22 protein-coding genes and 1 pseudogene are annotated in these 26,896 nt (G+C 63.8%); 9 read left to right on the top strand and 14 right to left on the bottom strand.

What is annotated here, in order from left to right; all coding sequences use genetic code 11:
* Window positions 1-112 precede the first annotated feature (112 nt).
* Window positions 113-3,640 (top strand): DNA polymerase III subunit alpha, encoded by a 3,528-nt coding sequence (dnaE, locus tag EN869_RS17235; RefSeq protein ID WP_127227210.1) that lies wholly within the window; start codon window positions 113-115, stop codon window positions 3,638-3,640.
* Between the two features lies 1 nt (window position 3,641).
* Here the strand turns inward: dnaE and EN869_RS17230 are convergent, their stop codons facing one another.
* Window positions 3,642-4,529: a DMT family transporter gene (locus EN869_RS17230; RefSeq protein WP_127227211.1), complete on the bottom strand. Its 888-nt coding sequence runs from the start codon at window positions 4,527-4,529 to the stop codon at window positions 3,642-3,644.
* Window positions 4,530-4,704: 175 nt separating this feature from the next.
* Here EN869_RS17230 and EN869_RS17225 point away from each other — a divergent pair, with 175 nt between their 5' ends.
* Entirely contained in the window at window positions 4,705-5,211 is a 507-nt protein-coding gene (locus tag EN869_RS17225) for a hypothetical protein (RefSeq protein ID WP_127227212.1), read from the top strand.
* Between the two features lie 29 nt (window positions 5,212-5,240).
* On the opposite strand, the gene EN869_RS17220 is transcribed toward EN869_RS17225, so the two are convergent.
* Entirely contained in the window at window positions 5,241-6,569 is a 1,329-nt protein-coding gene (locus EN869_RS17220) for a DNA polymerase IV (protein ID WP_127227213.1), read from the bottom strand.
* A gap of 65 nt (window positions 6,570-6,634) precedes the next feature.
* On the opposite strand from EN869_RS17220, the gene EN869_RS17215 reads away from it, so the two are divergent.
* Both EN869_RS17215 and EN869_RS17210 read left to right on the top strand, forming a co-directional pair.
* On the top strand, window positions 6,635-7,210 hold the full coding sequence (locus EN869_RS17215; protein WP_127227214.1) for a GNAT family N-acetyltransferase: 576 nt from the start codon (window positions 6,635-6,637) through the stop codon (window positions 7,208-7,210).
* Window positions 7,211-7,311: 101 nt separating this feature from the next.
* Window positions 7,312-8,922 (top strand): hypothetical protein, encoded by a 1,611-nt coding sequence (locus EN869_RS17210; RefSeq protein WP_127227215.1) that lies wholly within the window; start codon window positions 7,312-7,314, stop codon window positions 8,920-8,922.
* A gap of 94 nt (window positions 8,923-9,016) precedes the next feature.
* Here the strand turns inward: EN869_RS17210 and EN869_RS17205 are convergent, their stop codons facing one another.
* Together EN869_RS17205 and EN869_RS17200 are read right to left on the bottom strand one after the other, a co-directional pair.
* Window positions 9,017-9,670, bottom strand: a complete 654-nt coding sequence (locus tag EN869_RS17205) for a hypothetical protein (RefSeq protein WP_127227216.1) — start codon at window positions 9,668-9,670, stop codon at window positions 9,017-9,019.
* Window positions 9,667-9,966: a DUF3572 domain-containing protein gene (locus EN869_RS17200; RefSeq protein WP_127227217.1), complete on the bottom strand. Its 300-nt coding sequence runs from the start codon at window positions 9,964-9,966 to the stop codon at window positions 9,667-9,669. The genes EN869_RS17205 and EN869_RS17200 overlap by 4 nt, the downstream gene beginning before the upstream one ends.
* 242 nt (window positions 9,967-10,208) lie before the next feature.
* Between EN869_RS17200 and EN869_RS17195 the strand changes: the two genes are divergently transcribed.
* A complete protein-coding gene (locus EN869_RS17195) occupies window positions 10,209-10,580 on the top strand; it encodes a response regulator (protein ID WP_027166515.1) in 372 nt (123 codons plus the stop codon).
* 33 nt (window positions 10,581-10,613) lie between these two features.
* A complete protein-coding gene (locus EN869_RS17190) occupies window positions 10,614-11,987 on the top strand; it encodes a PleD family two-component system response regulator (RefSeq protein WP_127227218.1) in 1,374 nt (457 codons plus the stop codon).
* A gap of 526 nt (window positions 11,988-12,513) precedes the next feature.
* Here the strand turns inward: EN869_RS17190 and rpmG are convergent.
* From rpmG to EN869_RS17145, 8 genes are all read right to left on the bottom strand, one after another.
* Window positions 12,514-12,681: a 50S ribosomal protein L33 gene (gene rpmG, locus EN869_RS17180; protein WP_040995604.1), complete on the bottom strand. Its 168-nt coding sequence runs from the start codon at window positions 12,679-12,681 to the stop codon at window positions 12,514-12,516.
* Between the two features lie 154 nt (window positions 12,682-12,835).
* Window positions 12,836-13,294 carry a hypothetical protein gene (locus EN869_RS17175; protein ID WP_127227220.1) on the bottom strand — a complete coding sequence of 153 codons (459 nt, stop codon included), beginning with the start codon at window positions 13,292-13,294 and terminating at the stop codon, window positions 12,836-12,838.
* Window positions 13,295-13,387: 93 nt separating this feature from the next.
* Window positions 13,388-14,563, bottom strand: coding sequence for an MFS transporter (locus EN869_RS17170; protein ID WP_127227221.1), 1,176 nt, complete (start codon window positions 14,561-14,563; stop codon window positions 13,388-13,390).
* A 20-nt stretch (window positions 14,564-14,583) separates the two neighbouring features.
* Window positions 14,584-15,324, bottom strand: a complete 741-nt coding sequence (locus EN869_RS17165) for an NUDIX hydrolase (protein WP_127227222.1) — start codon at window positions 15,322-15,324, stop codon at window positions 14,584-14,586.
* 91 nt (window positions 15,325-15,415) lie between these two features.
* Window positions 15,416-15,859, bottom strand: a complete 444-nt coding sequence (locus EN869_RS17160) for a DUF983 domain-containing protein (protein ID WP_127227223.1) — start codon at window positions 15,857-15,859, stop codon at window positions 15,416-15,418.
* Window positions 15,859-18,168, bottom strand: coding sequence for a ribonuclease R (gene rnr / locus EN869_RS17155; protein WP_127227224.1), 2,310 nt, complete (start codon window positions 18,166-18,168; stop codon window positions 15,859-15,861). Before rnr ends, EN869_RS17160 begins: the two co-directional genes overlap by 1 nt.
* Window positions 18,169-18,174: 6 nt before the next feature.
* Entirely contained in the window at window positions 18,175-20,742 is a 2,568-nt protein-coding gene (gene topA / locus EN869_RS17150) for a type I DNA topoisomerase (RefSeq protein ID WP_127227225.1), read from the bottom strand.
* Between the two features lie 334 nt (window positions 20,743-21,076).
* Window positions 21,077-21,454 (bottom strand): hypothetical protein, encoded by a 378-nt coding sequence (locus tag EN869_RS17145; protein WP_127227226.1) that lies wholly within the window; start codon window positions 21,452-21,454, stop codon window positions 21,077-21,079.
* Between the two features lie 166 nt (window positions 21,455-21,620).
* On the opposite strand from EN869_RS17145, the gene EN869_RS17140 reads away from it, so the two are divergent.
* Window positions 21,621-22,367 (top strand): cytochrome c biogenesis CcdA family protein, encoded by a 747-nt coding sequence (locus EN869_RS17140; RefSeq protein WP_127227227.1) that lies wholly within the window; start codon window positions 21,621-21,623, stop codon window positions 22,365-22,367.
* A gap of 22 nt (window positions 22,368-22,389) precedes the next feature.
* Here EN869_RS17140 and EN869_RS17135 read toward each other — a convergent pair whose 3' ends face one another.
* Window positions 22,390-24,201 (bottom strand): adenylate/guanylate cyclase domain-containing protein, encoded by a 1,812-nt coding sequence (locus tag EN869_RS17135; protein ID WP_245489343.1) that lies wholly within the window; start codon window positions 24,199-24,201, stop codon window positions 22,390-22,392.
* Window positions 24,202-24,560: 359 nt separating this feature from the next.
* Between EN869_RS17135 and glmU the strand changes: the two genes are divergently transcribed.
* Window positions 24,561-25,931 (top strand): bifunctional UDP-N-acetylglucosamine diphosphorylase/glucosamine-1-phosphate N-acetyltransferase GlmU, encoded by a 1,371-nt coding sequence (gene glmU, locus EN869_RS17130; protein WP_127227228.1) that lies wholly within the window; start codon window positions 24,561-24,563, stop codon window positions 25,929-25,931.
* A gap of 4 nt (window positions 25,932-25,935) precedes the next feature.
* Here the strand turns inward: glmU and EN869_RS17125 are convergent, their stop codons facing one another.
* Window positions 25,936-26,310: an ADP-ribosylation/crystallin J1 gene (locus EN869_RS17125; RefSeq protein WP_127227258.1), complete on the bottom strand. Its 375-nt coding sequence runs from the start codon at window positions 26,308-26,310 to the stop codon at window positions 25,936-25,938.
* A gap of 213 nt (window positions 26,311-26,523) precedes the next feature.
* Here EN869_RS17125 and EN869_RS17120 point away from each other — a divergent pair.
* A pseudogene (locus EN869_RS17120) lies at window positions 26,524-26,896 on the top strand (glutamine--fructose-6-phosphate aminotransferase); the annotation flags it as partial.

The raw sequence follows: 26,896 nt of genomic DNA, 5'->3' as shown, positions 1-26,896 counted from the left end.
GGTAGCGAGCCGTAAGCCTGTGCCCTGCGGGTCATTTGTGCTGGACTGGCATGGCTCCGTCCGGGACAATACATCTGCATAGATTTTGAGTCTTTGGGACAGCGCGAAAAACATGGCGGATGAACGACTTCCCCGCGACCCGTTGCAGCGCGAAGCAGCCGTGAAGGCCGCGCGGCCGGAGGCGCCGGCCCGCACCTTCATCCATCTGCGCGTGCATTCGGCCTATTCGCTGCTCGAAGGTGCGTTGCAGCTCGGCGCGATCGTCGGCCATGCGGTCAAGGACGAGGCGCCAGCGATCGCGGTGACCGACACCAACAATTTGTTCGGCGCGCTCGAGTTCGCCCAGAAGGCGGTCAAGGACGGCATCCAGCCGATCATCGGCTGCCAGATCGATCTCGCCTTTTCCGGCGAGGCGGTCGAGGCCCAGCGCGACCGCCGCCGCCAAGGGCCGGAGATGTCGCCGGTCGTGCTGATCGCCGCCAGCGAGGCTGGCTATGCCAATCTCGTGCGGCTGATCAGCAAGGTCTATCTCGAGACACCGCCCGGCGAGCCGGTCCATCTGACCAGCGTCATGCTGGAAGGCAAAAGCGACGGCTTGATCTGTCTGACCGGCGGCCCGCGCGGCCCGATCGGCGCTGCGCTGAAGGCCGATCGGCGCGACCTTGCCGAACAGCGGCTGCTGTTCCTCAAAGGCCTGTTCGGCGACAGGCTTTATGTCGAGCTGGAGCGGGTCGCCGGCTACGACCGCACGGTCGAAAAATCGACCGTCGACTTGGCCTATACGCATGAATTGCCGCTGGTCGCCACCAACGAGGCGTTCTTCTCCAAGCGCGACGACTACGAGGCGCATGATGCGCTGATTGCGATTGCCGAAGGCTCTGTGGTCGCCGCGGACAATCGCCGGCGACTTTCGCCGGACAATTTCTTGCGCAGCCAGGCCGATATGGCTCGGCTGTTCTCCGATCTGCCGGAAGCGATCGACAACACGGTCGAGATCGCCATGCGCTGTTCCTATTATCCGAAGAACCGCAGCCCGATCCTGCCGCGCTTCACCGGCGCCGATGCAGCCGACAAGGACGCCGCCGAGAAAGCCGAGGCCGCCGAGCTTGCGCGCCAGGCGCGCGAGGGGCTGGAGGCGCGGCTTGCCGCGCATGGGCCGACGCCGGGCTACACGGTCGAGCAATATCGCGAGCGGCTGGAATTCGAGCTCGGCATCATCGAGAAGATGAAGTTTCCGGGCTACTTCCTCATCGTTGCCGACTTCATCAAATGGGCCAAATCGCAAGGCATCCCGGTCGGGCCGGGGCGCGGTTCAGGCGCCGGCTCGCTGGTCGCCTATTCGACCACCATCACCGACATCGACCCGCTGCGCTTCTCGCTGCTGTTCGAGCGCTTCCTCAATCCGGACCGCGTCTCGATGCCCGACTTCGACATCGACTTCTGCCAGGACCGGCGCGAGGAGGTGATCCGCTACGTCCAGCAGAAATACGGGCGCGACCAGGTCGGCCAGATCATCACCTTCGGTACGCTGCAGGCGCGCGCGGTGCTGCGCGACGTCGGCCGCGTGCTGCAGATGCCTTACGGCCAGGTCGACAAGCTCTCCAAGATGGTGCCGCAGAACCCGGCCAATCCGGTCAAGCTGGCGGACGCCATCGCCAACGAGCCGCGTTTCGCCGAGGAGGCGGAGAAGGAACCGATCGTGCAGACGCTGCTCGACACGGCGCAGAAGCTCGAAGGCCTCTACCGCCACGCCTCGACGCATGCCGCCGGCATCGTCATCGGCGACCGGCCGCTGTCCGAGCTGGTGCCCATGTACCGAGATCCACGGTCCGACATGCCAGTCACGCAGTTCAACATGAAATATGTCGAGCAGGCGGGGCTGGTGAAATTCGACTTCCTCGGCCTGAAGACGCTGACCGTGCTGGAAACGGCGGTGAAGCTGATCCGCCGGCGCGGCCTCGACATCGATCTCGCGACGATCCCGCTCGACGACAAGGACACCTACGCCATGCTGTCGCGCGGCGAGGTCGTCGGCGTGTTCCAGGTTGAAAGTGCCGGCATGCGCAAGGCGCTGATCGGCATGCGGCCGGACTGTATCGAGGACATCATCGCGCTGGTGGCGCTCTACCGCCCCGGCCCGATGGAGAACATCCCGACCTACAACGCCAGAAAGCATGGCGAGGAGGAGATGGCCTCGATCCATCCCAAGATCGACCACCTGGTGAAGGAGACGCAAGGCGTCATCGTCTATCAGGAACAGGTGATGCAGATCGCGCAGGAGCTGTCGGGCTATTCGCTCGGCGAAGCCGACCTTCTGCGCCGCGCCATGGGCAAGAAGATTCGCGCCGAGATGGACAAGCAGCGCGAGCGCTTCGTCTCCGGCGCGGTCGAGCGCGGCGTCTCCAAGCCGCAGGCCGATTTCATCTTCGACCTGCTGGCCAAGTTCGCGGACTACGGCTTCAACAAGTCGCACGCGGCCGCCTATGCTGTCGTCTCCTACCAGACCGCCTATCTCAAGGCGCACTACCCGGTCGAGTTCCTGGCGGCGTCGATGACGCTCGATATGAGCAACACAGACAAGCTGGCCGACTTCCGCCAGGACGCCATGCGCCTCGGCATCGAGGTGGTGGCGCCGTCGGTGATGACCAGCTTCCGCCCCTTCGAGGTCGGCGAGAACAAGATCTTCTATTCGCTGGCGGCGCTCAAAGGCGTCGGCGACGCGGCGGTCGAGCATATCGTCGCCGTGCGCGGCGAGAAGCCGTTCAAGAACCTTGCCGACTTCTGCGAACGCGTCGATCCGAAGATCGTCGGCAAGCGCGTCTTCGAAAGCTTGATCATGGCCGGCGCGCTGGATTGCTTCGGCCACGACCGCGCCCAGATGATGGCTGGCGTCGAGCGGATGATGGGGCTTGCCTCGCTGGCGCAGCAGAATGCCATCTCCGGCCAGGCCGACATCTTTGGCGCGTCGCTCGGCAGCCAGTCGCAGGCGCTCAACCTGCCGGCGACCGATCCGTGGCTTGCCGCGGACCGGCTGCACCGCGAGTTCCAGGTGGTCGGCTTCTATCTCTCTGCGCATCCGCTCGATGAGTACAAGGCGGCGCTGCAGAAGATGCGGGTGCAGAACTGGGGTGAATTCTCGGCGGCTGTCAAACGCGGCGCTGCCGCGGGCCGGCTCGCCGGCACCGTCACCACCAAGCAGGAGCGCAAGACCCGTACCGGCAACAAGATGGGCGTGGTGCAGTTCTCCGACACGACCGGCCAGTACGAGGCGGTGCTGTTCTCCGAAGGGCTGGCGCAGTATCGCGACATGCTGGAGCCGGGCCGCTCGGTGGTGATCACCGTTTCGGCGGAGGACCGGCCGGAGGGCATCAATCTGCGCATCCAGACCGTGCAGTCGCTGGAAGACGAAGCCAGCCGCATCCAGAAGGCGCTGCGCATCTTCGTGCGCGACGCAGCGCCGCTCGGCACGCTCGCCAACCAGCTTTCGGTCAAGGGCGAGGGGCAGGTGAGTTTCGTGCTGATCAAGGAAGCCGGACAGGGCGAGGTCGAGATCGAATTGCCCAATCGCTACCGCATCTCGCCGCAGGTTGCCTCGGCGATGCGAGCGGTGCCCGGCGTGGTGGAAGTGGAGCTGGTTTAGCTCAGGGCGTTGCTGCTTCCGCCTCTGCCACTCGCGGCGTCTTGCGCTGCAGGTTGAGCAGGTTGCCGGCGAGGATCAGCGCAGCGCCGCCGGCGGTGAAGATGTCGATCTGCTCGTGATAGAGCAGCCAACCGACCAGCGCCGACAGCGGCACGCGCAGGAAATCCATCGGCGAGATGAGGGTGGCGTCCGCATAGGCCAGTGCGCGCGCCATGCAGAAGTGTGACGACATGCCTGTGAAAGCGATCGCCACGATCCATGGCCAAAGCGCAAGCGGCGGGTTGCGCCACTCATAGAGCGCGGGCAGCAGGCCTAGCGCCGACTGGATGATCAGCATCCAGAAGATAATGCGCACGACGCTGTCGGTCCTCGTCAGCGACTTTACCATGACCACCGAAGTGCCGAAGCAGACCGCGGCGCCCAGCACTATGAGCTGCCCCGGATTGACCGAACTGACGCCTGGACGCACGATGATGATCACCCCGATCAGTCCGAGCAGGATAGCCGTCAGCCTGGGCCTGGAGAGCCGTTCGCCAAGAAAGCCAACTGCGAAAACCGCGGTCCAGATCGGTGTGGTGAATTCAATGGAAATCAGCACGGCAAGCGGTATCAGCGTGAGCGCATATAGCCACGCCGCCTGGCCGGTATAGTGGATGACATTGCGGGCGAAATGCGTGAACGGGCGTTTTGTGAGCATCGCCGGGAAGCCGCCGCTTGTCATCACCAGCGGCAGCAGGATGAAGAAGCCGATCACCGAGCGCAGTTCCAGCACCTGGAAGACGTTCAGCTCGGCCGTCGTCTCGCGGCCGGCAACCGACATCCCCAGGAACGAGGCGATTGACAGAGCCATCCAGAACGCGGCTTTTGGGATCGAGGGAGCAGGTGCCATGGCGCTATCTCGCAAGCCGGGGCCTCTGCCGCAACCCATAGCGGCGGCATTCGACTGGGCCAGCGGGTGACGGTGTCAACAAACCGTCATTGCGGCGGCGGAACCTGATGTCCGGGGCATCCGTTAAGTCCAGGCCTTCCGTCGAAGGGCTATGATCGCGAGAGGGGACGTCTTGATGAAATCGACCGCTACCTTGCTGGCTGCCGCCTGCCTTGTCTGCGCGACGGGCGCGCATGCCGACGAGGCGGGCTTCCTGCGCTCGCTGCAGGGCAAGTTTGCCGGCAAGGGAACGGTGCGAATCAGGACGAACACGCCGGTGATGAACATCAACTGCACCTTCACCTCGGACGCGACGGCGAACTCCTTGTCGCTCGACGGTACCTGCCGCGCGCTGTTGATCATGTCGCGGGAAATCCGCGCCGATCTGAAGGTCGATGGGGAGAGCTACACCGGCACCTACATCGGCTCGCGCAGCGGACCCGCCGGTCTCAGCGGAAGCCGCAAGGGCGATGCTATCAACCTCGACATCCACTGGGCGAAAATTGTCAATGGCGACCGCGACGCGGAACTGACCGTCGAGAAGATCGATGGCGACGATATGCGCATGACAGTCACCGACATGGATCCGGCTACGGGCAAAATGGTCGTGACGAGCCAGATCGACCTCAAACGCGCCAAATAGCGTCCGAGAGACATCGACTTATCTCGGCGTCACTCTTCAAGCGGCTCGGGCGGATTCGCGGCGCGGCCCCTGCCGAATGTGTAGCCGGTCTCGACGGCTTTCCTGCCGAACTTGTCGCGCAACGTATCCATGGCGCCCTCAGCCAGCGCGCGCTTGCGCGACTGCACGTCGACCAGGTCGGGCGGATCGGCCTTTTCGTCGTCGGAGAGGTCGCTGACGCCGATGCCGAGCAGTCGGAATTTGGTGCCGTCCGTCTCGCGGCGCAATAGGTCGAGGCCCGTCTGGAAAATGCGGTCGGCAAGGCGTGTCGGATCGCCGAGTTGGCGGTTGCGGGTGCGGAGCTTCAAATCCTGCGTCTTCAGCTTCAGCACCACGGTGCGGCCGGCAATGCCGGATTTCTTCAGCCGCGCCGACACCTTTTCCGACAGGCCGCGCAGCACTGGCACCAGTTCCGCCAGGGCGGCGATGTCGGTGTCGAAGGTGGTTTCAGCCGAAACGCTTTTGGCGTCGCCGTCGGGATCGACCGGGCGGTCGTCCTCGCCGCGCGACAGCCGGTAGAGCCGGTCGCCCATCGCGCCGTAACGGCGCATCAGGTCGCCGCGCTCCATGCGCTGCAACTGGGCGATCATGCGGATGCCGTCGCGCTCCAGCGTCGCGGCCAGCGCCTTGCCGACGCCCCAGATCATGGTCACCGGCTGCGCGGCGAGAAAGCTTGGCGCTTCCGCCTCGCCGATCACCGAAAAACCACGCGGCTTGCGGAAATCCGAGGCGATCTTGGCTAGGAACTTGCAGTAGGAGAGACCGGTTGAAACGGTGATGCCGAGCTCCTTCTCCACCGTCTGCGCGAAGCGCGCCAGCACCAGCGCTGGCGGCATGCCGTGCAGCCGCTCTGTGCCGGCAAGGTCGAGAAAAGCCTCGTCGATCGACAGCGGCTCGACTTGCGGCGTCAAGGCCTGCATCAACGCGCGGACTTCGCGCCCGACGCCGACATATTTTTCCATGTTGGGTGGAACGACAACGGCTTCGGGGCACAGTTCGAGCGCCTTGAACATCGGCATGGCCGAACGCACGCCCTGGATACGGGCGATGTAGCAGGCGGTGGAGACGACGCCGCGCCGGCCGCCGCCGACGATGACCGGCCGGTCCTTCAGTGCCGGGTTGTCGCGCTTTTCGATCGCCGCGTAGAAGGCATCGCAATCGATATGGGCGATCCGAAGCTGGTAGAGCTCGGCGTGGCGGACGAGGCGCGGACTGCCGCAGCGATCGCAGCGACGCGTCTGCGAGCGCTGAGGCGCGAGGCAGTCACGGCAAAAACCGTGTTCGGGATTGTTGACAGTAACCGCCATCGCTGCGAACATAAAGAGAACAAACGCAATGGTACGACAGCGCAGGGCTGGCAACAAGCTCGGCCTGGGGAGAACGCATGAGCACGACCATAGCACCGCTGACTCCTGAGCGTTGGCCCGATTTCGAGGACCTCTTCGGCAAGCAGGGCGCCTGCTACGGCTGTTGGTGCACGCATTTCCGGCTGGCGCCGGCGGAACGACGCGCCAGCGACAAGGAGCGCAACAAGGATCTCATCAAGGCGCGCATAGAGGCGGGCCCGCCGCCGGGGCTGCTGGCGTTCGAGGATGGCAAAGCCGTCGGCTGGATGCAGGTCGGCCCGCGCGCCGACGTGCCCGAGTGGAACAATCAGGGCAGGGGTTCGGCGCCGGTCGATCCGGCCGATGCCGGCGACCCGGCCGTCTGGGCGATCTCCTGCTTCTTCATCCGCGTCAAGGCGAGGGGCCGCGGCGTCTCGCATCGGCTCGTTGCGGGCGGCATCGCTTTTGCGCGCGCGAATGGCGCGAGGCTGCTGGAAGCCTGCCCGATCGACCTGTCGCGCGATTCGCGCTCGATCGGGCTGTTCGTCGGCTCGTCGCGGGTTTTCGAGAAGGCCGGCTTCGAGAGGCTTCTCGAACGCAAGCCCGGCCGGCCATTGATGCGTCTGGTGCTTTAGCCGAATGCGCTTTTGGCCTACAGTCGGCGTCTTGCGGCTGTAACGCTTCTTGCCTACCAGAAGCATATTGTTTCGTCTTCCGAGACCAACGGAGAACCGACGTGAAGCGTATTTTGCCACTTGCCTTTGTCCTCGCGCTCAGCGCGCCCACTTTTGCGCAGACCGTAGACGACCAGGGCGCCAAGCAGCTTTCGGACAATCTGGCGCGCTATTTCGGCAAACAGGCGTTCGACAAGGGCGTGCTCAAGGTTTCGGTGGAGGGCAACGCCTACAAGATCGCGCTTGACGTCAAAGCGCTCGTCAATGCGGTGCCGGAACAGAAGCTCCTGAAATTCGACATGGCGCCATACGCCTTGATGGTGAAGCCGCGCAGCGACGGATCATGGGACGTCTCGTCGAATTTCTCGCAGGGCGCGTCCTTCGAATTCGATGGGCCGGAAGGGCGCCAGAGCATGGAGTTCATGGTCAAGGACGGCAAGCTGACCAGCGTCTACGATCCGGCGCTCGCTGCCTTCACCAACGCGACAAGCTCATTGGCCGGGATGACCATCACGTCCCGCGAAGCCAAGCAGCAGGCAGATGTCTCGACCGGCGCCGGCACAGCCACCGTTACCGCGACCAAGGCCGCCAATGGCGGCGTCGACTTCACGGCCACGCAAAAAATCTCGAACTTCGTCGAGATGATCAAGGTCGATGATCCCGAAAACGGATTGAACTTCCCGCTCACCCTGAAAACGCCGGAACTTTCCGTGGACGCAAACGGCAAAGGCGTGCGGACGAAGCCGCTGCTCGACCTGCTTGCCTTTGCCGTAGCCAATGAGGACGAAGCCAAGCTCAAGGCGAACCAGGCCGAGCTCAAATCGCTGATGCTGGCCGCACTGCCCGTCTGGGAAAGGATCGACGGCAATTACGGTTTCAAGGATTTCGAGGTGGATAGCCCTGTCGGCACATTCGGGGCCGCGCAATTCAGCACCGCATTCGGCATGGACGGCGTCTCCCAGAACGGCAAGGTCAATTACACGATCAAGGCCAGCGGCCTGAAAATTCCGCATCAGACCCTGCCGGAATGGACCGTCCCATTGCTGCCGACCGACATCGATCTCAACTTCGGCGGCGCCAATATCGATCTCGATACGATGGCGAAGAAGGCAATCGAAGCCTTTGATCTCAATAAGAATCCGCCGCTCTCGGACGAGTTCGGAAAGGCTTTGGTCGCCGATTTCAAGGCCAAGAATCCGAAGGTCCTGATCGCGCACAGCACGGTGAAGAACGGCAATATCGAGGTCGCGCTGGAAGGCGAGATGACGTTTCCCGGCGAAAAACCCGATGCGACCGTGACCATCGACGTTGCCGGTTATGACAAGATCGTCGATGCGCTGAAGGAAGGGGCCAAGAGCGACGAGCAGATGGCGCAGGCTTTCCCGTTCGCGCTGGCCGTCAAAGGCTTTGGCAAGATGCTGCCCGACGGCCGGCTGGAGTGGATGATCAACACCAAGGCCGACGGGTCCGTCACGGTCAACGGCGCCATGCTGAAGGGGCCCGATGCCCCCCAGGACGACAGCGCGGGTCAGGACAACAACGCCGGCCAGGACAACAACTCGGGCGACGACGGAGCGAACGGAACGGACAATTCAACCGGGGGCGATGATTCAGGCAGTGGCGACAATGGCGGCGGCGACAATGGCGGGGCCGGCGCGAAGCTGCAGCCCTGAGAGCCCGAGCTAGGGCGTTTCGCCGTTTACGGAAATCTCCTTGTTTTCACGCAATTCCGGACGGAAAACCGCTCACACTTTTCCTGGAATCTCTCTAAAGCCCGAGCGCGGCCGCAATCTTCGGGGCCGCCTCCCGCCAGTTGTCGACCGAGATGATGTCCTCGGGCGTCGGCGGCAAGAAGGCGCGCAGGGCGTTATCGGCCATCAGATGGAAGAGGTGCGCGTCCGCAACCGAACTGCGCGCCGAAACCAGGTTGGAGGGCTGGTCGTCGACGAAGGCGACCGGCCGCCCCTTGGCGCCGCGCAGTTTGGCAATGGCCGGACCCTTGGCCATCTCCGTCGTCAGCAGCGGGTAGTCGAGCCCCAGCGCATCGAGATGCGTGCGGCGCACGGCGCGATGCTTGTGCGGCATAGCGGTCAGCAGGATGATCTCGGCGCCCCGGCTGAGCATCGCCAGCGCATCCGCGGCGCCGTCGGTGATGCTCTGCCAATCGGCCTGGGCATCGAAGAAGTCGCCGAGAAGCGCGGTTACTTCCGGCTGCTCGATCAGCCGGCCGGTTGCGGTTTCGGCGATATTGCCGGTGAGGCGGAAGGAGGCGAGCGTCAGGCCAAAACCGCGCGACTTCAAATAATGCGGGAAGGGCCGAATGAATTCCAGCAAGACATCGTCGACATCGAGCACCAGCAACGGCCGGTCATCGGCGGCAAGCTCTTCGATCTGCCGCGCCGTCTCGGGATCGTCGCTCATGTCGAGCGCTCGTGATCGTCATTGCCGAGCGGAAGGGCGCGCAATGCCTTGCCGACGGCGGCCGGCGGCGTGCCGGTCTCCTCGGCAAAGCGCAGCAGCGTCGGCTCATGGGCGAGGATGAATTGCAAGACGCCGGCAAGGAAGCCGGGCTCCGCGGCCGCCTTGCGGATCGACTGCGCGTCGATGCCGGTGATCGCCAGAAAGCGGGGCAGAAGTTCCGGGTCGGCGGCGACGAAGCCCAGCGCCTTGACGGCAATGGTTTCCGCTTCCTCGCGCATTGACGCTGCGTTCGCCATCACTACCTTTGCAATGGTGGATTTTTTGAGTCTCTCTCTCCGCAGTAACGGCAAGCATCGCTTGCGGCAAGCCTCCGTTCTCTCCCTTGCAGCGTCCGAAGATGGAATTGGTGCAGCTTTTCCAACCTCCGGTTTCCGTTTCGTCAATGATATTGGGCTAGAGTGGAAAAGGGTTGGGTGCGGTCCGAAGGGGACGCATTGCGATGGTCCTCGCCTTGGAGGGCGATCGAGACGGGAAATTGATGGCTAAGAAGGTCATGATCGTCGAGGACAATGAGCTCAACATGAAGCTCTTTCGTGACCTCATCGAAGCCAGCGGTTACGAGACGGTTCGCACGCGCAATGGGCTGGAGGCGCTGGATCTCGCGCGCCAGCACAGACCGGACCTCATCCTGATGGACATCCAGTTGCCCGAAGTGTCCGGCCTGGAAGTGACCAAATGGCTGAAGGAAGACGACGAACTGCATTCGATTCCGGTCATCGCCGTCACCGCCTTCGCCATGAAGGGCGATGAGGAGCGCATCCGCCAGGGCGGCTGCGAGGCCTATATTTCCAAGCCGATCTCGGTGCCGCGCTTCATCGAGACGATCAAATCCTATCTGGGCGATGCCTGATGCCGAATACCAGCAGAACCGGAGCCTTTTGAGATGACCGCGCGGATCCTCGTCGTCGACGATATCCCCGCCAATGTGCGGTTGCTGGAGGTTCGGCTGCTGGCCGAGTATTTCGAGGTGCTGACGGCCAACAACGGCCCGGACGCGATCGAGACCTGCGAGAACGGCAAGGTCGACGTCGTGCTGCTCGACGTGATGATGCCGGACATGGACGGTTTCGAGGTGTGCAGGCGCCTGAAGAGCGATCCGGCGACCTCGCATATCCCGGTCGTCATGATCACCGCGCTCGACCAGGTCTCGGACCGGGTGCGCGGCCTCGAGGCAGGCGCGGACGATTTCCTGACCAAGCCGGTCAACGACCTGCAACTGATGACGCGCGTTAAGAGCCTTGTCCGGCTGAAGTCGCTGACCGACGAACTCAGGCTGCGCGCCTCGACGACGCGAAATATCGGCATCGAGGAACTCTTGAGCCGCGATTTCGCGGCCGAGGACGTCAAGCCGAGGGTGCTGCTTATCGACGAACGCCGGTCTTCCGTCGAACGCATCCAGAAGATGCTGCGCAACAGCGCCGAGCTCGATGTCGCGACCGATCCGAACGCGGGGTTCTTCCAGGCGGCCGAGACACCCTATGAATGCGTGCTGATCTCGACCGCCTTCGCCGACTTCGACGCGCTGAGGCTCTGCTCGCAACTGCGTTCGCTCGATCGTACCCGCTTCCTGCCGATCATGCTGCTCGCCGACGAGGGCGAGGAAGGCCGCATCCTGCGCGGGCTGGAACTCGGCATCAACGATTACCTGATCCGGCCGATCGACCAGCATGAACTGACGGCGCGCCTGCGCACGCAGGTGCGGCGCAAGCGCTACAACGACCAATTGCGCGCCAGCGTCGCCCAGACGATCGAGATGGCGGTGATCGACGGGCTGACCGGACTGCACAACCGGCGCTACCTCGACAGCCATCTGCAGACACTGTTCGACCGCGCCGTGGCGCGGCGGCGGCCGCTGTCGGTGATGATCACCGACCTCGACCGTTTCAAGTCGATCAACGATACCCATGGCCATGACGGCGGCGACGATGTGCTGCGCGAATTCGCCAGGCGGCTGCGCAAGAATGTGCGCGGTATCGATCTCGCCTGCCGCTTCGGCGGCGAGGAGTTCGTGGTGGTGATGCCTGACACTGACGGCGCGGTCGCCGAAAAGGTGGCCGAGCGCATCCGCGCCGAGATCGCGCAGGCGCCTTTTGCCATTGGAAACGACGGCAAGACGATCGAGGTGACGGTCAGCGTCGGCGTCTCCTCGTTGCTGAAAGGGGCCGACAGCGTACAGGCGTTGATGAAGCGCGCCGACCTTGCGCTCTATGAAGCCAAAAGCGGCGGGCGCAACCGGGTGGTCGCCAAGGCCGCCTGAAGCGCCTCGCGATTTTTCAGCTTCGCCGCATATGCTTTAGATTCTAGAGATTTAGATTTGGGCCTGTGTTCATCTCGAAACCGGTTCCACTTCCGGGGGCCATGCTTCGCGAAAAGGCACCGATTCCCGGCCGTCCTGACAGGGTTACAAATTTACCTTAACCCAAGCGATTCGCGAGCGGTGGTTAAGAAATGGTTGATTTTTATGAGGTCTTGCGCAAATCTGCGGCGCATAGACAGAAGACGAGGCCGGCACGAGGGTAGAGTAGCCGGCCCGATCCCAAAAAAATACCCCATGATGCTCAGGTCCGCCGCATCTCCTGGGTCCGTGGGGTCGGCCGGCCGGCGCTGGCACATAGTGGCCTCCTCGTACCGCTGCCAAACGCCGACCGGCCCCCTTATTTCAAACGACAGAAACCGAGTGGGGAACCAGTGCTGACCAGCAGCGCGGCTCCTTCGTCGTCCGATCGCTCCAAAACAAAAACGCCGCCCGGAGGGCGGCGTTTCAATTTCTCAGGATAACCAGATTACTTGATCTTGGTTTCCTTGAATTCGACGTGCTTCTTGGCGATCGGGTCGTACTTGCGGAACGACAGCTTGTCCGTCTTGGTACGGCTGTTCTTGCTGGTCACGTAGAAGAACCCGGTGTCGGCGGTCGACAGAAGCTTGATCTTGATGTTTGCGGCTTTGGCCATGATGTTCGTCCGTTAATGTTCGTGGAGTTTTGGCCGCTGGAGCACGGGGAAAACACCCGGACGCGGGAAACTTGGCGCGACACATAAAGAACGCGCCCGGAAAGTCAAGCCCGGGCGCCTTCCTTGTCTCATTCCTGGTCGCCGATTCACGGCGTCAAGCATTCTCCCTGATCGGCTGACCAGCCTTTTTCCAGTCGCCAGTCGTGTTCCACCAGCGGTTGGGATTGGCGCGGTCGTCAAGCCCCTTGGAACGGCTGGCAAGCAGCGGTTGAATGCGGATGACGGGCTCCTGGTAGGAGTGGGCCTGGAAAATCGCCTCGACGACGCGGGCGGCAAGCGCCTGGTCGTCGGCGATCTCGAACGACACTTCGACGGTGCCGGGCCGGCGGCGCAACTCCGTCTCGGCGCCGGCGGCGGCACCTTCAAGCGGCCGGTAGCGCTCGATGCCTTGCGCCGACTGATAAGCGTTGCTGTCATATTTGCCCATGCGCAGCGGCGTGATCGCCACCACGGCCTCCATGATGCGCTCGACATCGGCGGCCGGCGCCTGGAACGTGACGAGCAGAAGCAACTCCATCCTGAGGGATTTGGTTTCAAAGCCGCTGTCGATCATCGTAATTCTCCTGCCTGGCGTTGGAGGCAGTGTATAGCAGGGGTGCTGCTGACACGGTGATGTCAGCAGACCCTGTGCCGGCGGCGTTCGCCGCTAGAGAATCTTGCGCATCAGCCTGACCAGGACCAGAAGCATGTAGGCGGCGAAGAACAAGGCCAGCGACCAGCCGAAACCGGACGGGCCGAAGGCATCCATGCCGATGCCTATCGCCTGTGGACCCAAAACCATGCCGACGCCATAGCAAAGCACGAAGGCCGCGTTGGCCGACGCCAGCTCATGGCCGGAAAGCTGCGAGCCGAGATGGGCAAGGCCGATCGTGTACATGGCCGCCACGACGCCGCCCCAGACGAACAGAAGCGCCGCCATCAGATGCCAGTTCTGCGCGAAGAACGGCATGAAGGCGGTTCCGATCAACCCTACCGTGGCGCAGACGAGGAGCAGATAGCGGCGGTCGGAGACGCGGTCGCTGATCATGCCGATCGGGATCTGTAAAAGCACATTGCCGAGGCCGATCATGGTCAGAAGAAGTGCTGCGTCGGCCTCCGAATAGCCGATGCGGCTGCCATAGACGGGGAACAGCGCAAAGCCGCCGGTCTCGACAGCGCCGAAGACCAGCACGGCGAAGGTGGCGGTCGGCACCAGCCAAATGTAGCGCAGGAAATGGCTGGTCTCGCTGTCGGCGACGATGGTCGGGCTCTCATTGCGGGCGGCTAGCACCGGGATCGCGGCAAGCGTCACCAGGGCGATGATGACGCCAAAGGGTCTGAACCCCGAGCTTCCGAGATGCGCGAACAGCCACGGCCCGGCGGCAAAGCCCAACGACAGGACCGTAGCGTATATGCCGAGCACCAGGCCGCGCCGATGCGGTGGCGCCGAGGTGCTGATCCAGAACTCCGACAGGATGAACAGCACCGTCAGCGAAATGTGCAGCACGACGCGGAGCGGAAACCACATCCAGAAGTCGGGCGCAAAATGGAAACCAACAAAGGCAAGCGCGCCGAGGAAGATCATCAGGAGCATGGTCCAGGCAACGCCGAAACGCATGGCAAGCGGCGTAGCGAGCGGCGCGCCGGCGATCGAGGCAAGGCCGGCAACCGCGGTGTTGAGGCCGATCATCGAGGCCGAGTGGCCGCGCGTTTCCAGGATGACGCTGAGCAGCGGCATGCCGAGGCCGATGGCAATGCCGACGACGCTGATCGAGGAGATCGCCGCGATCATCGGCAACCAGTGTACGCGTTCGTCGCCCTGTTGTTGGGTATCGACCGTCATGGGATCAAAATGCTCTGCTTCTAAAGGACTTCGCGGACAAAGCGGTTGCGGACAAGCCGGAAGAACGGCACGGCGCCCCCTGGCCGCAGCAAGGGATCGTCGGCAAGCCGCCTTTCCAGTTCTTCCAGGATGATGCCGGTAATGTCGGGGATGTCGGCCTTGCGGGCATCGGCAAGCGGCAGCCAGACCAGCTCTTCCAGTTCGTTGGTCGGGCCGCCATCCGGCAATTCCACGGCGACGTCGTGGCGCCAGGCGCTGAAGAAACGCGTATCGAAACGGCGCACGCGATTGGGCGGGGTGATGGCGCGGGCAATGAGGCGGAGCACGTCCAGCGACGGCACGACGCCATGCTCGACGAAACCCTGCCAGTCGCGCTTCGCGGTCGAGAAGGCGCCTTTACGACCGATCAGCAAGCCGGCTTCCTCATAAGTCTCGCGAATCGCAGACAGGGCAATTGCCCGCGCCCGCGCCGCGCTCGCGCGGCCAGGACCCGCGACCAGCTTTTTCTCTTCTTCGCCGGGCAGGGTGGCGGCGACGGCAATGCGGCTGTCCGCCGGATCGGTGCGGCCGCCGGGGAAGACGAATTTGCCGGGCATGAAGGCGTGGCCGGCGTGGCGCCGGCCCATCAGCACCAGAACGTCCTTGTCCTTGCGATCGAGCAGGATGAGGGTCGCGGCATCGCGCGGACGCAATGCCCGGCCGCTGCGTACGGCCAGGCCTTTATCGAGCCTGTCGACATCCGCCTTGGTCATTCGTTCCATGCGCTCGACCTAGCGGAAACTTCTCGGATGTGAAAGTGGCTTGCGCGCCATGGTCTTTGCACCAGGGCGGACAGCCGCGCATTCCGGCTTATCAATGGCTCTCGAACTCGTCCTTCTCGTCGCCGAAGCCGTGCATATAAAGCGCCCATTGCAGGCCGATGACAGCGCCCTTGACCGGCTGCAGCAGCGCGACGGCCAGAATGAGGGTCAGCGGCACCCAGATCAGCGCGTGCTGTAAGTTCGACAGCGTGGTAGTCGCCTCCACTGCCATGAAGGATCCAACCACGATGTGGCCGACAATGACGATGACCAAATAGGCGGGCAGGTCGTCCGCGCGGTGGTGATGCAGCTCTTCGCCGCAGACCTCGCATTTGTCCACCGGCTTCACGAAAGCACAGAACAGCTTTCCCTTGCCGCAATGCGGGCAGCGGCCAAGCATGCCGCGCTTCATCGCCGTCCACAGCGGACGCGCGACGCGGCCGGAATGATGTTCGCCGCCAAAGACCTGTTCTTCCACCGGCAAGTTGCCTGGCATCATCGTCTCCTGCCGCGCGGACCGACGCGCGATTGCGACGCGCGGGCGCGGCCTTTGGCCTTGTGGAACGACCGCTTCGAGCCGGGCAGGGGCTTCGGATCGGTCAGCATCTCGAAACGCATCGCGCCGGCCATTGGCGCGACCTCGACCAACCGGACCTCGACACGGTCGGCCAGCTGATAACCTTTGCCGCTACGTTCCCCGAAGAGCGATCGGGCGGTTTCGTCGTAGATATAGTAGTCGCCGCCCAGAGTTGACACCGGAATAAAGCCGTCCGCGCCGTACTGCGGCAATTGGACAAAAAGTCCCGCCTTGGTAACGCCGGAGATGCGCGCGTCGAATGTGTCATTGACGCGCTCGGCGAGATAGGCGGCGATCAGCCGGTCGACGGTGTCGCGCTCGGCGGCCATCGCGCGGCGCTCGGTGGCAGAGATCAGCGCGGCAACTTCTTCCAGCCGGTCCGCCTCCTGCTGCGTCAGCCCGCCTTGCCCCAGACCAAGCGCCGAGATCAGGCCCCGGTGCACGATCAGATCGGCATAGCGGCGGATCGGCGAGGTGAAATGCGCATAGCGCCGAAGGTTGAGGCCGAAATGGCCGATGTTCTTCGGCGAGTACTCGGCCTGGCTCTGCGAGCGCAGAACCACTTCGTTGACCAGAGCCTCGTTGTCGGCGCCGCGCACCCGTTCCAGAATGCCGTTGAACTGGCTCGGCCGCATCTGCGCGCCGCGCGCCAGGGACAGGCTGAGCGTTTGCAGGAAGTCGCGCAGCGATTCCTGCTTGGCGAGCGACGGCGCATCATGGATGCGGTAGACGAGGGGCTCTTTCTTGCCTTCCAACGTCTCGGCGGCCGCGACATTGGCCTGGATCATGAACTCCTCGATGAGCTTATACGCATCGAGACGCTCCGGCACCACGACGCGGTCGACCGTGCCGTCGGGCTTCAGCAGGATCTTGCGTTCCGGCAGATCGAGCTCGAGCGGCTGGCGGGCGTCGCGGCCGCGCTTCAGCACGGCATACGCGTCCCAGAGCGGCTTCAGGATGCTGTCGAGGATCGGCCGTGTCTTGTCGTCGGGGACACCGTCGATCGCGGCCTGCGCTTGCGGATAGGCGAGCTTGGCCGCCGATTTCATCATGACACGGTGGAAGGAATGCCTGAGCTTTCGGCCTTCCGAGGAGAAGGTCATGCGAACCGCGATCGCCGGCCGGTTCTCGCCCTCGCGCAGCGAGCAGAGATCGTTCGAGATGCGTTCGGGCAGCATCGGCACGACGCGGTCCGGAAAATAGACCGAATTGCCGCGCTTCAGCGCCTCGCGGTCGAGCGGCGTGCCGTAGCGGACATAGGCGGCGACGTCGGCGATTGCCACCGTGACCACAATGCCGCCGGGATTCTTCTCATCGGTGTCGGGTGCCGCGAAGACGGCGTCGTCATGGTCCTTGGCGTCGGCGGGGTCGATGGTCACCAGCGGCAGGTCGCGCCAGTCCTCGCGATGATCAAGCGTCGCCGGCTTCACCGCGTCGGCTTCGGCAATCACGTCCGCCGGAAAGACATGGGGAATGTCATGGGCGTGGATGGCGATCATCGAGACCGCCTTCTCGCTGCTCAGCGATCCCAGCACCGCCAGCACCTTGGCGCGCGGCAGGCCGAAGCGGGATGCCCGCGCCGGCTCGACCTCGACCAGATCGCCGTTCCTGGCGCCGTTTTGGAATTCCTTGTCGACGATCAACTCGGGCTGGCGTCGTTCGACGGGTTCGATGCGGAAGGTGCCATCCTTCAGCACGCGGAAGATGCCGAGAACCGCGTCGCTGCGCTTCTCGAAGATCTTCATCACCCGCCCGGTATAGGCCGGGCCTGACGGATCATCGGTCGGGAAGGTCTTGGCGAGCACGCGGTCGCCGATGCCGGGCGCCGGGCCGCTGGCGCCGCGCGAGATGCGGATGGCGATGACGGGCGGCGAGCCGGCGCCGGTATATTCGCTCGGATTGGCCAGGAGCACGCCATCGTCGTCGCGGCCGAAAATATCGAGCACCGCGACGTGAGGCACCGCGCCCGCGCGGGTGAGGCGCTTGCGCTCCTTGTTGAGCAGACCCTCGTCCTGCAGGTCGCGCAGCATGTCTTTCAGCCAGACGCGGTCCTCGCCGCGCAGCGCGAAGGCCTTGGCGATTTCGCGCTTGCCGGAGCGGTCGGGATTTTCGGCGATGTAGCGCAGGATCTCGTCGCGCGAGGGCCGGTAATCGTCCTTGACCACCTTGGCCCTCGTGTCGGCGTGGCGCGGATCGCCGTGGCTTCTTCCGGAGATCCTGCGCGCCACGTCCTGTTATCCCTTCTTCGCCGCCCGGCGGAAGGGTTTTTTGCCGCCTCCGCCCTTGGCTTCCTTTTCGGCGATCAAAGCGAGCGCTTCTTCCATCGTCACCGATTGCGGATCCTTGCCCTTGGGCAGCGTTGCATTGACCTTGCCGTAGTTGACATAGGGGCCGTATTTGCCGTCGCGCACGACGATCTTGCCGCCGCCGTCGGGATGGTCGCCGAGTTCCTTCAGCGCCGCGGGCGTCGTGCCGTTGCGGCCGCCCTTGCCCTTCTGCTGCTTCTCGGCGATCACCGAGACGGCGCGGTTCAGGCCTATCGAGAACACGTCCTCGATGCTCTCCAGATTGGCGTAGGTGCCGTCATGCAGCACGAAGGGGCCGTAGCGCCCGAGGCCGGCCGAGATCATCTTGCCGGTTTCGGGATGTTTTCCCACATCGCGCGGCAGGGCGAGCAGCGCCAGCGCCTTCTCATGGTCGATCGACTCGGGCGTCCAGCCCTTGGGCAGGCTCGATCGCTTGGCCTCCTTGCCTTCGCCGCGCTGGATGTAGGGACCGAAGCGGCCGCTTCTGAGCGTGATTTCCTCGGCTGTGTAAGGATCCTTGCCGAGCAGCTTGACGCCGTCGTCGCCATTGCCGTTCTCGCCGTTCGGGTTGGCGGCATCGCCGAGCTGGCGGGTGTAGGAACACTCAGGATAGTTCGAGCAGCCGACGAAAGCGCCGAATTTGCCGAGCTTCAGCGAGAGGTTTCCGGTGCCGCATTTCGGGCAGATGCGCGGGTTGGAGCCATCCTCGCGCTCCGGGAAGACCAGCGGCGCGAGCTCGTCATTGAGGGCGTCGAGCACGTCGGTGACGCGCAGTTCCTTGATGTCGTCGACTGCGCCGGAGAAATCCTTCCAGAAGTCGCGCAGAACATCCTTCCAGGCGAGCTTGCCGTCGGAAATCTCGTCGAGCTTTTCCTCGAGCGAGGCGGTGAAGTCATATTCGACATAGCGTTCGAAGAAGCTTTCGAGGAAGGCCGAGAGCAGCCGGCCCTTGGCCTGCGGCACCAGCTTGCGCCGGTCGATGGTGACATAGTCGCGGTCCTCGAGCGTCTTCAGGATCGCGGTGTAGGTCGACGGCCGGCCGATGCCGAGCTCTTCCAGCTTCTTGATCAGCGACGCTTCCGAATAGCGCGGCGGCGGCTCGGTCGTGTGCTGAGTGGCGTTGATCGCCTGGCGGGCTAGCTGCTCGCCCGAGCGAATCTCGGGCAGGCGGCGGCTCTCCTCGTCCTCCGCGTCCTCGTCCTTCTGGTCGGTGTAGGCGGCGATGAAGCCGTCGAAGCGGACGACCGAGCCGACCGCGCGCAGCTCGGCGGTGCGGGCGCCGTTGACCGCCTCGATCTCGACCGTGGTGCGCTCGATCTCCGCCGGCTGCATTTGGCTGGCGATGGCGCGCTTCCAAATCAGCTCGTAGAGACGCGCCTGGTCGGCATCGAGATATTGCCGAACGGAAGCGGGCGTGCGCCGGAAATCGGTCGGGCGGATCGCCTCATGCGCTTCCTGCGCGTTCTTGGCCTTGGTGGTGTAGAAACGCGGCTTTTCCGGCAGGTACTTCGCGCCGAACTCGCTGACGATGGCGTTGCGGGCGGCCTCGATCGCCTCCGGCGCCATCTGCACGCCGTCGGTTCGCATATAGGTGATCAGGCCGGCGGTCTCGCCGCCGACATCCATGCCTTCATAGAGTCTCTGCGCCACCTGCATTGTGCGCGTGGCCGAGAAGCCGAGCCCTGACGATGCTGCCTGCTGCAGCGTCGAAGTGGTGAAGGGCGGGCCGGGATTGCGCTTTGTCGGCTTGGCTTCGACTGACACAGCCTTGAAGGTCGCGCCTTCCAGCATCGCCTTGATGTCGTCGGCCTGCGCTTTGTTGGCGATATCGAGCTTTTGCAGCTTCTTGCCGGCGAAGGCCGTCAGTCGCGCCTCGAAACTGTCGTTGCGCGGCGTGTTGAGGATGGCCGCGATCTGCCAGTATTCCTCGCGGATGAAGCGCTCGATCTCGGATTCGCGATCGCAGACGAGGCGCAGCGCCACCGACTGCACGCGGCCGGCGGAACGGGCGCCCGGCAGCTTGCGCCACAGCACCGGCGACAGTGTGAAGCCGACGAGGTAGTCCAGCGCGCGGCGGGCGAGGTAGGCGTCGACCAGCGGCGCGTCGATCTGGCGCGGATTGGCCATCGCGTCCAGCACCGAGGCCTTGGTGATAGCGTTGAAGACGACGCGGCTGACCGGCTTGTCCTTCAGCGCGCGCTTCTGCTTCAGGACTTCCAGCACGTGCCAGGAAATCGCCTCGCCCTCGCGATCCGGGTCGGTGGCGAGGATCAGCCCGTCGGCATCCTTGACCGCCTTGGCGATGTCGGCAAGGCGTTTGCCCGAGGCGGTGTCGACCGACCAGGACATGGCAAAGTCCTCGTCGGGGCGCACCGATCCATCCTTGGCCGGCAGATCGCGGACATGGCCGAACGAGGCCAGGACCTTATAGTTCTTGCCGAGATATTTGTTGATTGTCTTCGCCTTGGCCGGCGATTCGACGACGACGACGTCCATGAGGTCTCTTAATCAGCTGTGAGGTGGCGGAAGAACTCCGCGACGCACGACGAAATCCCACTCTTTTCGTCGCTCACATGGCCGCGCTTTTGCGATCGGTCAAGGGGAGGCGGCCAATTTGCGAGGCGCCAATCGGCGATACACTCTTAGAGTGTATGGCAAAGATCACATTTTTGGGGATGGTGAGGTCAGCGCCTGGAACCGGGCGGAATCGGGTCGTGCGCTCGTGTCGCAAGGCGATCGTCGAGCCGGCTCAGGTCGAAAAGGACCGCCGGCTGCCGGATCGCCAAGGACCCGGCAGCCACCCTCCAGCCAGGCGGTGGCGAGGGCAGATTCAGTCAGCCTTGGCGACGTGCCAGGCGCCGGCGACGCCTTCGCCGTTCATATCGCCGGCCTTCTTGTCCTTGATGAAGGTGTAGACCGGGTTGCCGTCATAGGCCCACATGTGGGTCCCGTCGGTACGCTTGACGACAGACCATTCACCTTCGGCCTTCGCGCTCGCCTTGGCTTTCAGCGGCGGCCAGTTGGCGGCGCATTTGTCATAGCAGTTGGACTTGCCCTTCTCGTCCTTGTCAAAAGTGTAGAGCGTCATGCCCTTGGCGTCGGTGTAGATCTTTGTGCCGCCGACTTCGGCTTCCTTCCAGGCCTCGGCGGCCTGGCACGCGGCGGTGCCGAGCAGAAGGGCGGCAAACCCGAGTGCGATCGTTTTCATGCTGAATCTCCCTGAGGATAAGCGCGCGGCGATCGCGCGCTTATCCCGACAACGCGTGGGGGATAGGGTTTCTTCCTCCGCGAAGCGGCGACGTGCCACACAATGGTGATTGGCAAAGAGCCATTCGCGTCGCTATATCGGTGCCAGCACAATCAGGGCGGACGAAATGGCATTAGACATCGGCTATGTCAGCGCGGTCGGGGCAGGGGCGGTCTCGTTCGTGTCGCCTTGCCTGCTGCCGCTGGTGCCGCCCTATCTCTGCTACATGGCAGGCGTTTCGGTCGAGGATTTCCGAGGCAATCAGAGCGTGACGGCAAAGGAAGGCGCGCGCGGCGCCCTGCTCTACGCCTCGCTTGCTTTCGTGCTCGGCTTCTCGACCGTTTTCGTCGCGCTCGGTGCCGGCGCCTCGACGATCGGCCACCTGCTGCGGGTCTGTCAGGGACAACTGGCGATGGTGGCGGGCGCGCTGATCATCGTCATGGGCCTCAACTTCCTCGGCATCCTGCGCATTCCGCTGTTGTCGCGCGAGGCGCGCTTCCAGGTGCAAGGCAAACCGGCAAACATGGTCGCCGCCTATATCATGGGCTTGGCGTTCGCTTTCGGGTGGACGCCCTGCATCGGCCCGGTGCTGGGGCCGATCCTGACACTGGCCGGCGGGCGCGAGACGGTGGGCGAGGGCGCGCTGCTGCTCGCCGCCTATTCGCTCGGGCTCGGCATCCCGTTCCTGATCGCGGCGCTGTTTTCCGGCGCTTTCATGCGCTTCCTCGCCAACTTCCGCGTTCATCTCGGCCGCGTCGAGAAGGGTATCGGCGCCTTGTTGGTGGTCGCCGGCGTGTTTTTCCTCACCGGCGGCGTGCAGAGCGCGTCCTACTGGCTGCTTGAGAATTTCCCGGTGCTGGGGCGGTTGGGGTAGGTTGCCATTTTATGCGCGATGATCACTCCGGCACGCCGGCGATGCCCAAGGCCTCGACGTAACGCTCGCCGAACACCTTGTCCTGCCATGGGTTGATCTGTCTCTGCAGGGTGAGCGTGTAGGTCGGGAACGCCTCCATCAGCCGCTGCGCCGCCGTCCGCGCCTCGTCCAACCGATCGAGTTTGACCAGCGCCATGATCACCACCCGGTGCGAGGAGCCGTAGTTCGACATCTCGTGCAGCGCGCGTTCACCCCATGCCAGCGCTTCCTCGTAGCGCTCGAGCATCAGGTAGCTCATCCCGATGCCCGAGAGCGCGATGCCCTTCTCGGGATCGACTGGGCTCAGCCGCATTGCCCTATGAAAATGCTCGATCGCGACGAGCGGGCGGCCGGAATGTGCGTTGACCCAGCCGCAGCTGGTATGGCCCTGCGCCGAATTGGGATTGAGCCGCAGGGATCGTTCGATAGTGGCCAGCGCCATCTCGTAGTCCTTCGCGCTGTAGGCAATCACCTGCGCCGCGAAGCGCAGGCTCGTGGGGTCGTCGCGCGCTTCCGCCAGTACCTCGCGCGCCATGCGCGTGGCGACTCTGGTATCATCGGGCTCGTGCCAGCACTGGCTCACGGAGATGCTGCGGATATAGGCGCCGAGTGCCTTCGCCAAGTTGAAGCCAGGGTCGATGCTGAGCGCCTCGTTGGTGAGCCGACGCACGTCGGCAAAGCCTTCGCGGGTCATGCTGTAGAAGCGCGGCAGCGCGCGAAGGTAGAGGTCGTAGGCGCTCATGTAGTCGGTCGGCTTCATGCGCGCCTGCTTGATTTCCTCCAGCCGGATGCTCGGCTCGACAGCGCCAACGACGCTCTCGGTCACCTTGTCCTGCAGGTCGAAGATGTCGCACATGTCGCCCTCGAAGCGGTCGGCCCAGACATGGTGCCCGCTGATCGCGTCAACCAACTGCCCACTGATGCGAACCCGCGAACCTGCTCTGCGGATGCTGCCTTCAAGCACGTAGCGGACGCCCAACTCGCGCCCGACCTGGCGCAGGTCCACTGCCCGGCCCTTGTAGGTGAAGGACGAGTTTCGGGCGATGACGAAGAAGGAGTCCACCCGGCTCAATCCCGTGATGATGTCTTCCACCAGCCCGTCGGCGAAGTATTCCTGGTCGGGGTCGCCGCTCATGTTGGTGAAAGGCAGAACCGCGATCGAGGGTTTCTCGGGTAGGGGAGGTGGTGCAGCGCTGGCGTCGGCCTCGACGCGGTAAGCGCGCACGGGCCGCTCGATGTTCTTGAGGCGCAGGTCGCCAAGCGGCGTGAAGCCGCAGTCGAGCTTGCCCTGAAGGTGGTCGTAGGCAGTACCCGAGACCACCACGGTGCCCGGATCGGCGACGCTTTCGAGGCGGGCGGCGATATTGACCCCGTCACCGTAGAGGTCGCCGTCCTCCTCGCAGACCACGTCCCCTAGATTGACGCCGATGCGGAAGCGAATCCGCTCTTCCTCGGGCGTCTCGGACTCGTGCTCCGCCAAGGCCTGCTGGATCGCCATCGCCGAGGTCACCGCGTTAACGACGCTGCCGAACTCGCACAGCATGCCGTCGCCGGTGAGCTTGACGACCCGACCGTGGTGCTCGGAGACCAGCGGTTCGAGGAGATCCTTGCGGTAGGTCTTGAGCCGCTCGAGCGTGCCACGCTCGTCGCGCTCCATCAGGCGCGAGTAGCCGACCACGTCGCAAGCCAGGATCGCTGCGAGGTGGCGCTGCGTGCTCGGCCATACGCCTGCACGCGGGCCGCCCCGCGTCCATGTCCTGCCAACTTCCAGACGCGCCACGCGCATGGTATCCATCTCTCCCAGTCTCCGCCGATATTGAACGGAAACGCAGCTTGACCTTGCCTTCACGAGAATTCGCTATCCCGCTTTCGAGGCGTGGAGCGTTCGAGTCGCCCCCGCCAACAGAGAACCGACGACACGCTCGCGCGGCCTCCGCCGATGCTGACACAGCACTCCCAGCAGGCCGGGGATATTTCCTGACCTATGTAACCGGCTGACGCCACCGCGGCGGTGCTTTTGTATCTGGAACCTCACCGGACATTCGCGCTTGGAGACCTCGTCTCCACCGTCTCACCGGAATTTAACCGCATTGGTGCAGCATCACGCCGCTGCTAGCATGCATTGATTCAAACCATTTCATACGGTTGCCATCCATGAGCCAGAGGTCCTGCCTGTCCGTCATCCTCGCCGCCGGCGAGGGCACGCGCATGAAAAGCGCTATGCCAAAAGTGCTGCATGCCATAGCCGGCCTGCCTATGGTGGCGCATGTCGTGAAAGCGGCCGAGGCGGCCGGCGCGACGGGCCTGGCGCTGGTGATCGGGCACGGCGCCGACGAGATGCGCAAGGCTGCACAGAAATTCGCGCCCAAGGCGCAGACTTTCATGCAGGAGAAGCGGCTCGGCACCGCGCATGCCGTTCTGGCTGCTCGCGAAGCGATATCAAAGGGTTACGACGATATCCTCGTCATGTTCGGCGATACGCCTCTGATCGATGCGCAAGCGCTGGCAGCCGTGCGGCGGAAGCTAGCGGAAGGTGCCGCCGTCGCGGTCATCGGCTTTTGTCCGCCCAATCCGACCGGTTATGGCCGGCTGATCGAGAAAGATGGCCACTTGATCGCCATCCGCGAGGAAAAGGACTGCTCCGAGGAGGAAAAGAAGATCGGCTTCTGCAATGCCGGCATGATGGCCGTGGCGGGCAAGCATGCGCTTCGGCTGCTCGACAAGGTCGGCAACGACAATGCCAAGGGCGAGTTCTATCTAACCGACATCGTCGAGATCGCCGGCGCTGATGGCCTCGACGTGGTGGCGACGGAGGCAAGTTTCGAGAACGCGCTCGGCATCAACAACCGGGCCGAGCTGGCCGACGCGGAAGCGATCTGGCAGGCGCGCCGGCGGCGCGGGGCGATGCTGTCGGGGGTGACGCTAATCGCGCCGGAGACGGTCTATTTCTCGCACGATACCGAAATCGGCGCCGATACCATCGTCGAGCCGAATGTCTGGTTCGGGCCGGGCGTCAAGATCGCCTCGGGCGCCAAGATCCACGCCTTCAGCCATATCGAGGGCGCGACGATTGCGTCCAATTGCGATGTCGGGCCGTTCGCGCGGCTGCGGCCTGGCGCCGATCTGAGAGAGAAGGCCAAGGTCGGCAATTTCTGCGAGGTCAAGCAGGCGACGATCGAGGAAGGCGCCAAGGTCAACCACCTGACCTATATCGGCGACGCGCGCGTTGGCGCCGCCGCCAATATCGGCGCCGGCACCATCACCTGCAATTACGACGGCTATTCGAAATTCTTCACCGATATCGGTGAGGGCGTCTTTGTCGGCTCGAATTCCTCGCTGGTGGCGCCGGTCACGATCGGCAAGGGCGGCTACATCGCCTCCGGCAGCGTGATCACCGAGAGCGTGCCCGACGACGCGCTCGCTTTCGGCCGCGCCCGCCAGAAGACGATCCCCGGCAAGGGCAAGGAGTTGCGCGAGCGCTTTGCCTCGGCTGCCGCGGCGCGGAAGAAGGCCGCGGCGGAATAGCTTTTCAGGGGATGCCTTCGGTAATTTTGCCGAAGGCAGCCGTCACCTCGATCTTGCCGATGATCGCCTTGTTGAATTGAGGCAGGTCCTCGGCGGGTATCCAGTATTCGAGATGCGCTTTGCTGCCGGCGTGCTCGACACGGTAGCCATCCAGGAAGCTTTTCAGGACCTCAAACCGGGTGACGAAGCCGGAGCCGCTCGCCGGAACGTTCCAGTCGCGGGCGATCTGGATCGCGTAGGTTTCGGAAAGAACCGGATAGAAGATCGGCTGGTCGGGCAGGCGCGGCGGAAATTCGCGCATGCCGGAGGCCTTGATCAAGTCCAGTTCCTTCGGTCCAACTGGACGCCAGAGTGTCGTGGTGGGCTCGGCTTCGCTCATGGCCTCACATCTAGCCAAATCTTGCTGCAAAGAGAACCATCCGTCTGAAAAGGCGAACAATTGAAGTAACCGGATTGCAAGTGGGGTCTGACATGGTGCACTGGACAAACACCGTTCCGGCTGACACGGAACGAAACGCAAAGTGACTTTCACGGCGGCCCGGCAATCCATAGATAACGCTGGGTTTTCCGCTGGAAATCGGGGGGCAGCGCCATGTGCGGTATCGTTGGAATCGTCGGCCGAGGCCAAGTCGCGCCGCTCATCGTCGACGCGCTGAAGCGGCTTGAATATCGCGGCTATGACTCGGCCGGTGTCGCCACTGTCGAGAAGGGCGAGCTGGGCCGCCGCCGCGCCGAAGGCAAGCTCATCAACCTCGAACGCCGGCTGAAGGACGACCCGCTCGACGGCACGATCGGCATCGGCCACACGCGCTGGGCCACCCATGGCGTGCCGAACGAAACCAACGCGCATCCGCATTTTTCCGACGGCGTCGCCATCGTCCACAACGGCATCATCGAGAATTTCGCGGAGCTGCGCGACGAACTCACCCGCGACGGCTACTCCTTCGCCTCGCAGACCGACACCG

It is taken from the genome of Mesorhizobium sp. M2D.F.Ca.ET.226.01.1.1, assembly GCF_004022705.2.
Taxonomy (GTDB): domain Bacteria; phylum Pseudomonadota; class Alphaproteobacteria; order Rhizobiales; family Rhizobiaceae; genus Mesorhizobium.
The sequence above is the reverse complement of the archived record's forward strand: the minus strand, read 5'-3'. Positions and strand labels throughout refer to the sequence as shown.

Coding starts and splice junctions, on each gene's coding strand:
- EN869_RS17220 (WP_127227213.1), bottom strand. CDS start 6,569: ATGTTCGCAGCGATGGCGGTTACTGTCAACAATCCCGAACACGGTTTT.
- EN869_RS17140 (WP_127227227.1), top strand. CDS start 21,621: ATGGCATTAGACATCGGCTATGTCAGCGCGGTCGGGGCAGGGGCGGTC.
- EN869_RS17225 (WP_127227212.1), top strand. CDS start 4,705: ATGAAATCGACCGCTACCTTGCTGGCTGCCGCCTGCCTTGTCTGCGCG.
- EN869_RS17160 (WP_127227223.1), bottom strand. CDS start 15,859: ATGCCAGGCAACTTGCCGGTGGAAGAACAGGTCTTTGGCGGCGAACAT.
- EN869_RS17135 (WP_245489343.1), bottom strand. CDS start 24,201: ATGGATACCATGCGCGTGGCGCGTCTGGAAGTTGGCAGGACATGGACG.
- EN869_RS17165 (WP_127227222.1), bottom strand. CDS start 15,324: ATGGAACGAATGACCAAGGCGGATGTCGACAGGCTCGATAAAGGCCTG.
- EN869_RS17230 (WP_127227211.1), bottom strand. CDS start 4,529: ATGGCACCTGCTCCCTCGATCCCAAAAGCCGCGTTCTGGATGGCTCTG.
- EN869_RS17195 (WP_027166515.1), top strand. CDS start 10,209: ATGGCTAAGAAGGTCATGATCGTCGAGGACAATGAGCTCAACATGAAG.
- EN869_RS17125 (WP_127227258.1), bottom strand. CDS start 26,310: ATGAGCGAAGCCGAGCCCACCACGACACTCTGGCGTCCAGTTGGACCG.
- EN869_RS17145 (WP_127227226.1), bottom strand. CDS start 21,454: ATGAAAACGATCGCACTCGGGTTTGCCGCCCTTCTGCTCGGCACCGCC.
- EN869_RS17215 (WP_127227214.1), top strand. CDS start 6,635: ATGAGCACGACCATAGCACCGCTGACTCCTGAGCGTTGGCCCGATTTC.
- EN869_RS17190 (WP_127227218.1), top strand. CDS start 10,614: ATGACCGCGCGGATCCTCGTCGTCGACGATATCCCCGCCAATGTGCGG.
- glmU (WP_127227228.1), top strand. CDS start 24,561: ATGAGCCAGAGGTCCTGCCTGTCCGTCATCCTCGCCGCCGGCGAGGGC.
- topA (WP_127227225.1), bottom strand. CDS start 20,742: ATGGACGTCGTCGTCGTCGAATCGCCGGCCAAGGCGAAGACAATCAAC.
- EN869_RS17200 (WP_127227217.1), bottom strand. CDS start 9,966: ATGGCGAACGCAGCGTCAATGCGCGAGGAAGCGGAAACCATTGCCGTC.
- EN869_RS17170 (WP_127227221.1), bottom strand. CDS start 14,563: ATGACGGTCGATACCCAACAACAGGGCGACGAACGCGTACACTGGTTG.
- EN869_RS17205 (WP_127227216.1), bottom strand. CDS start 9,670: ATGAGCGACGATCCCGAGACGGCGCGGCAGATCGAAGAGCTTGCCGCC.
- rpmG (WP_040995604.1), bottom strand. CDS start 12,681: ATGGCCAAAGCCGCAAACATCAAGATCAAGCTTCTGTCGACCGCCGAC.
- dnaE (WP_127227210.1), top strand. CDS start 113: ATGGCGGATGAACGACTTCCCCGCGACCCGTTGCAGCGCGAAGCAGCC.
- EN869_RS17175 (WP_127227220.1), bottom strand. CDS start 13,294: ATGATCGACAGCGGCTTTGAAACCAAATCCCTCAGGATGGAGTTGCTT.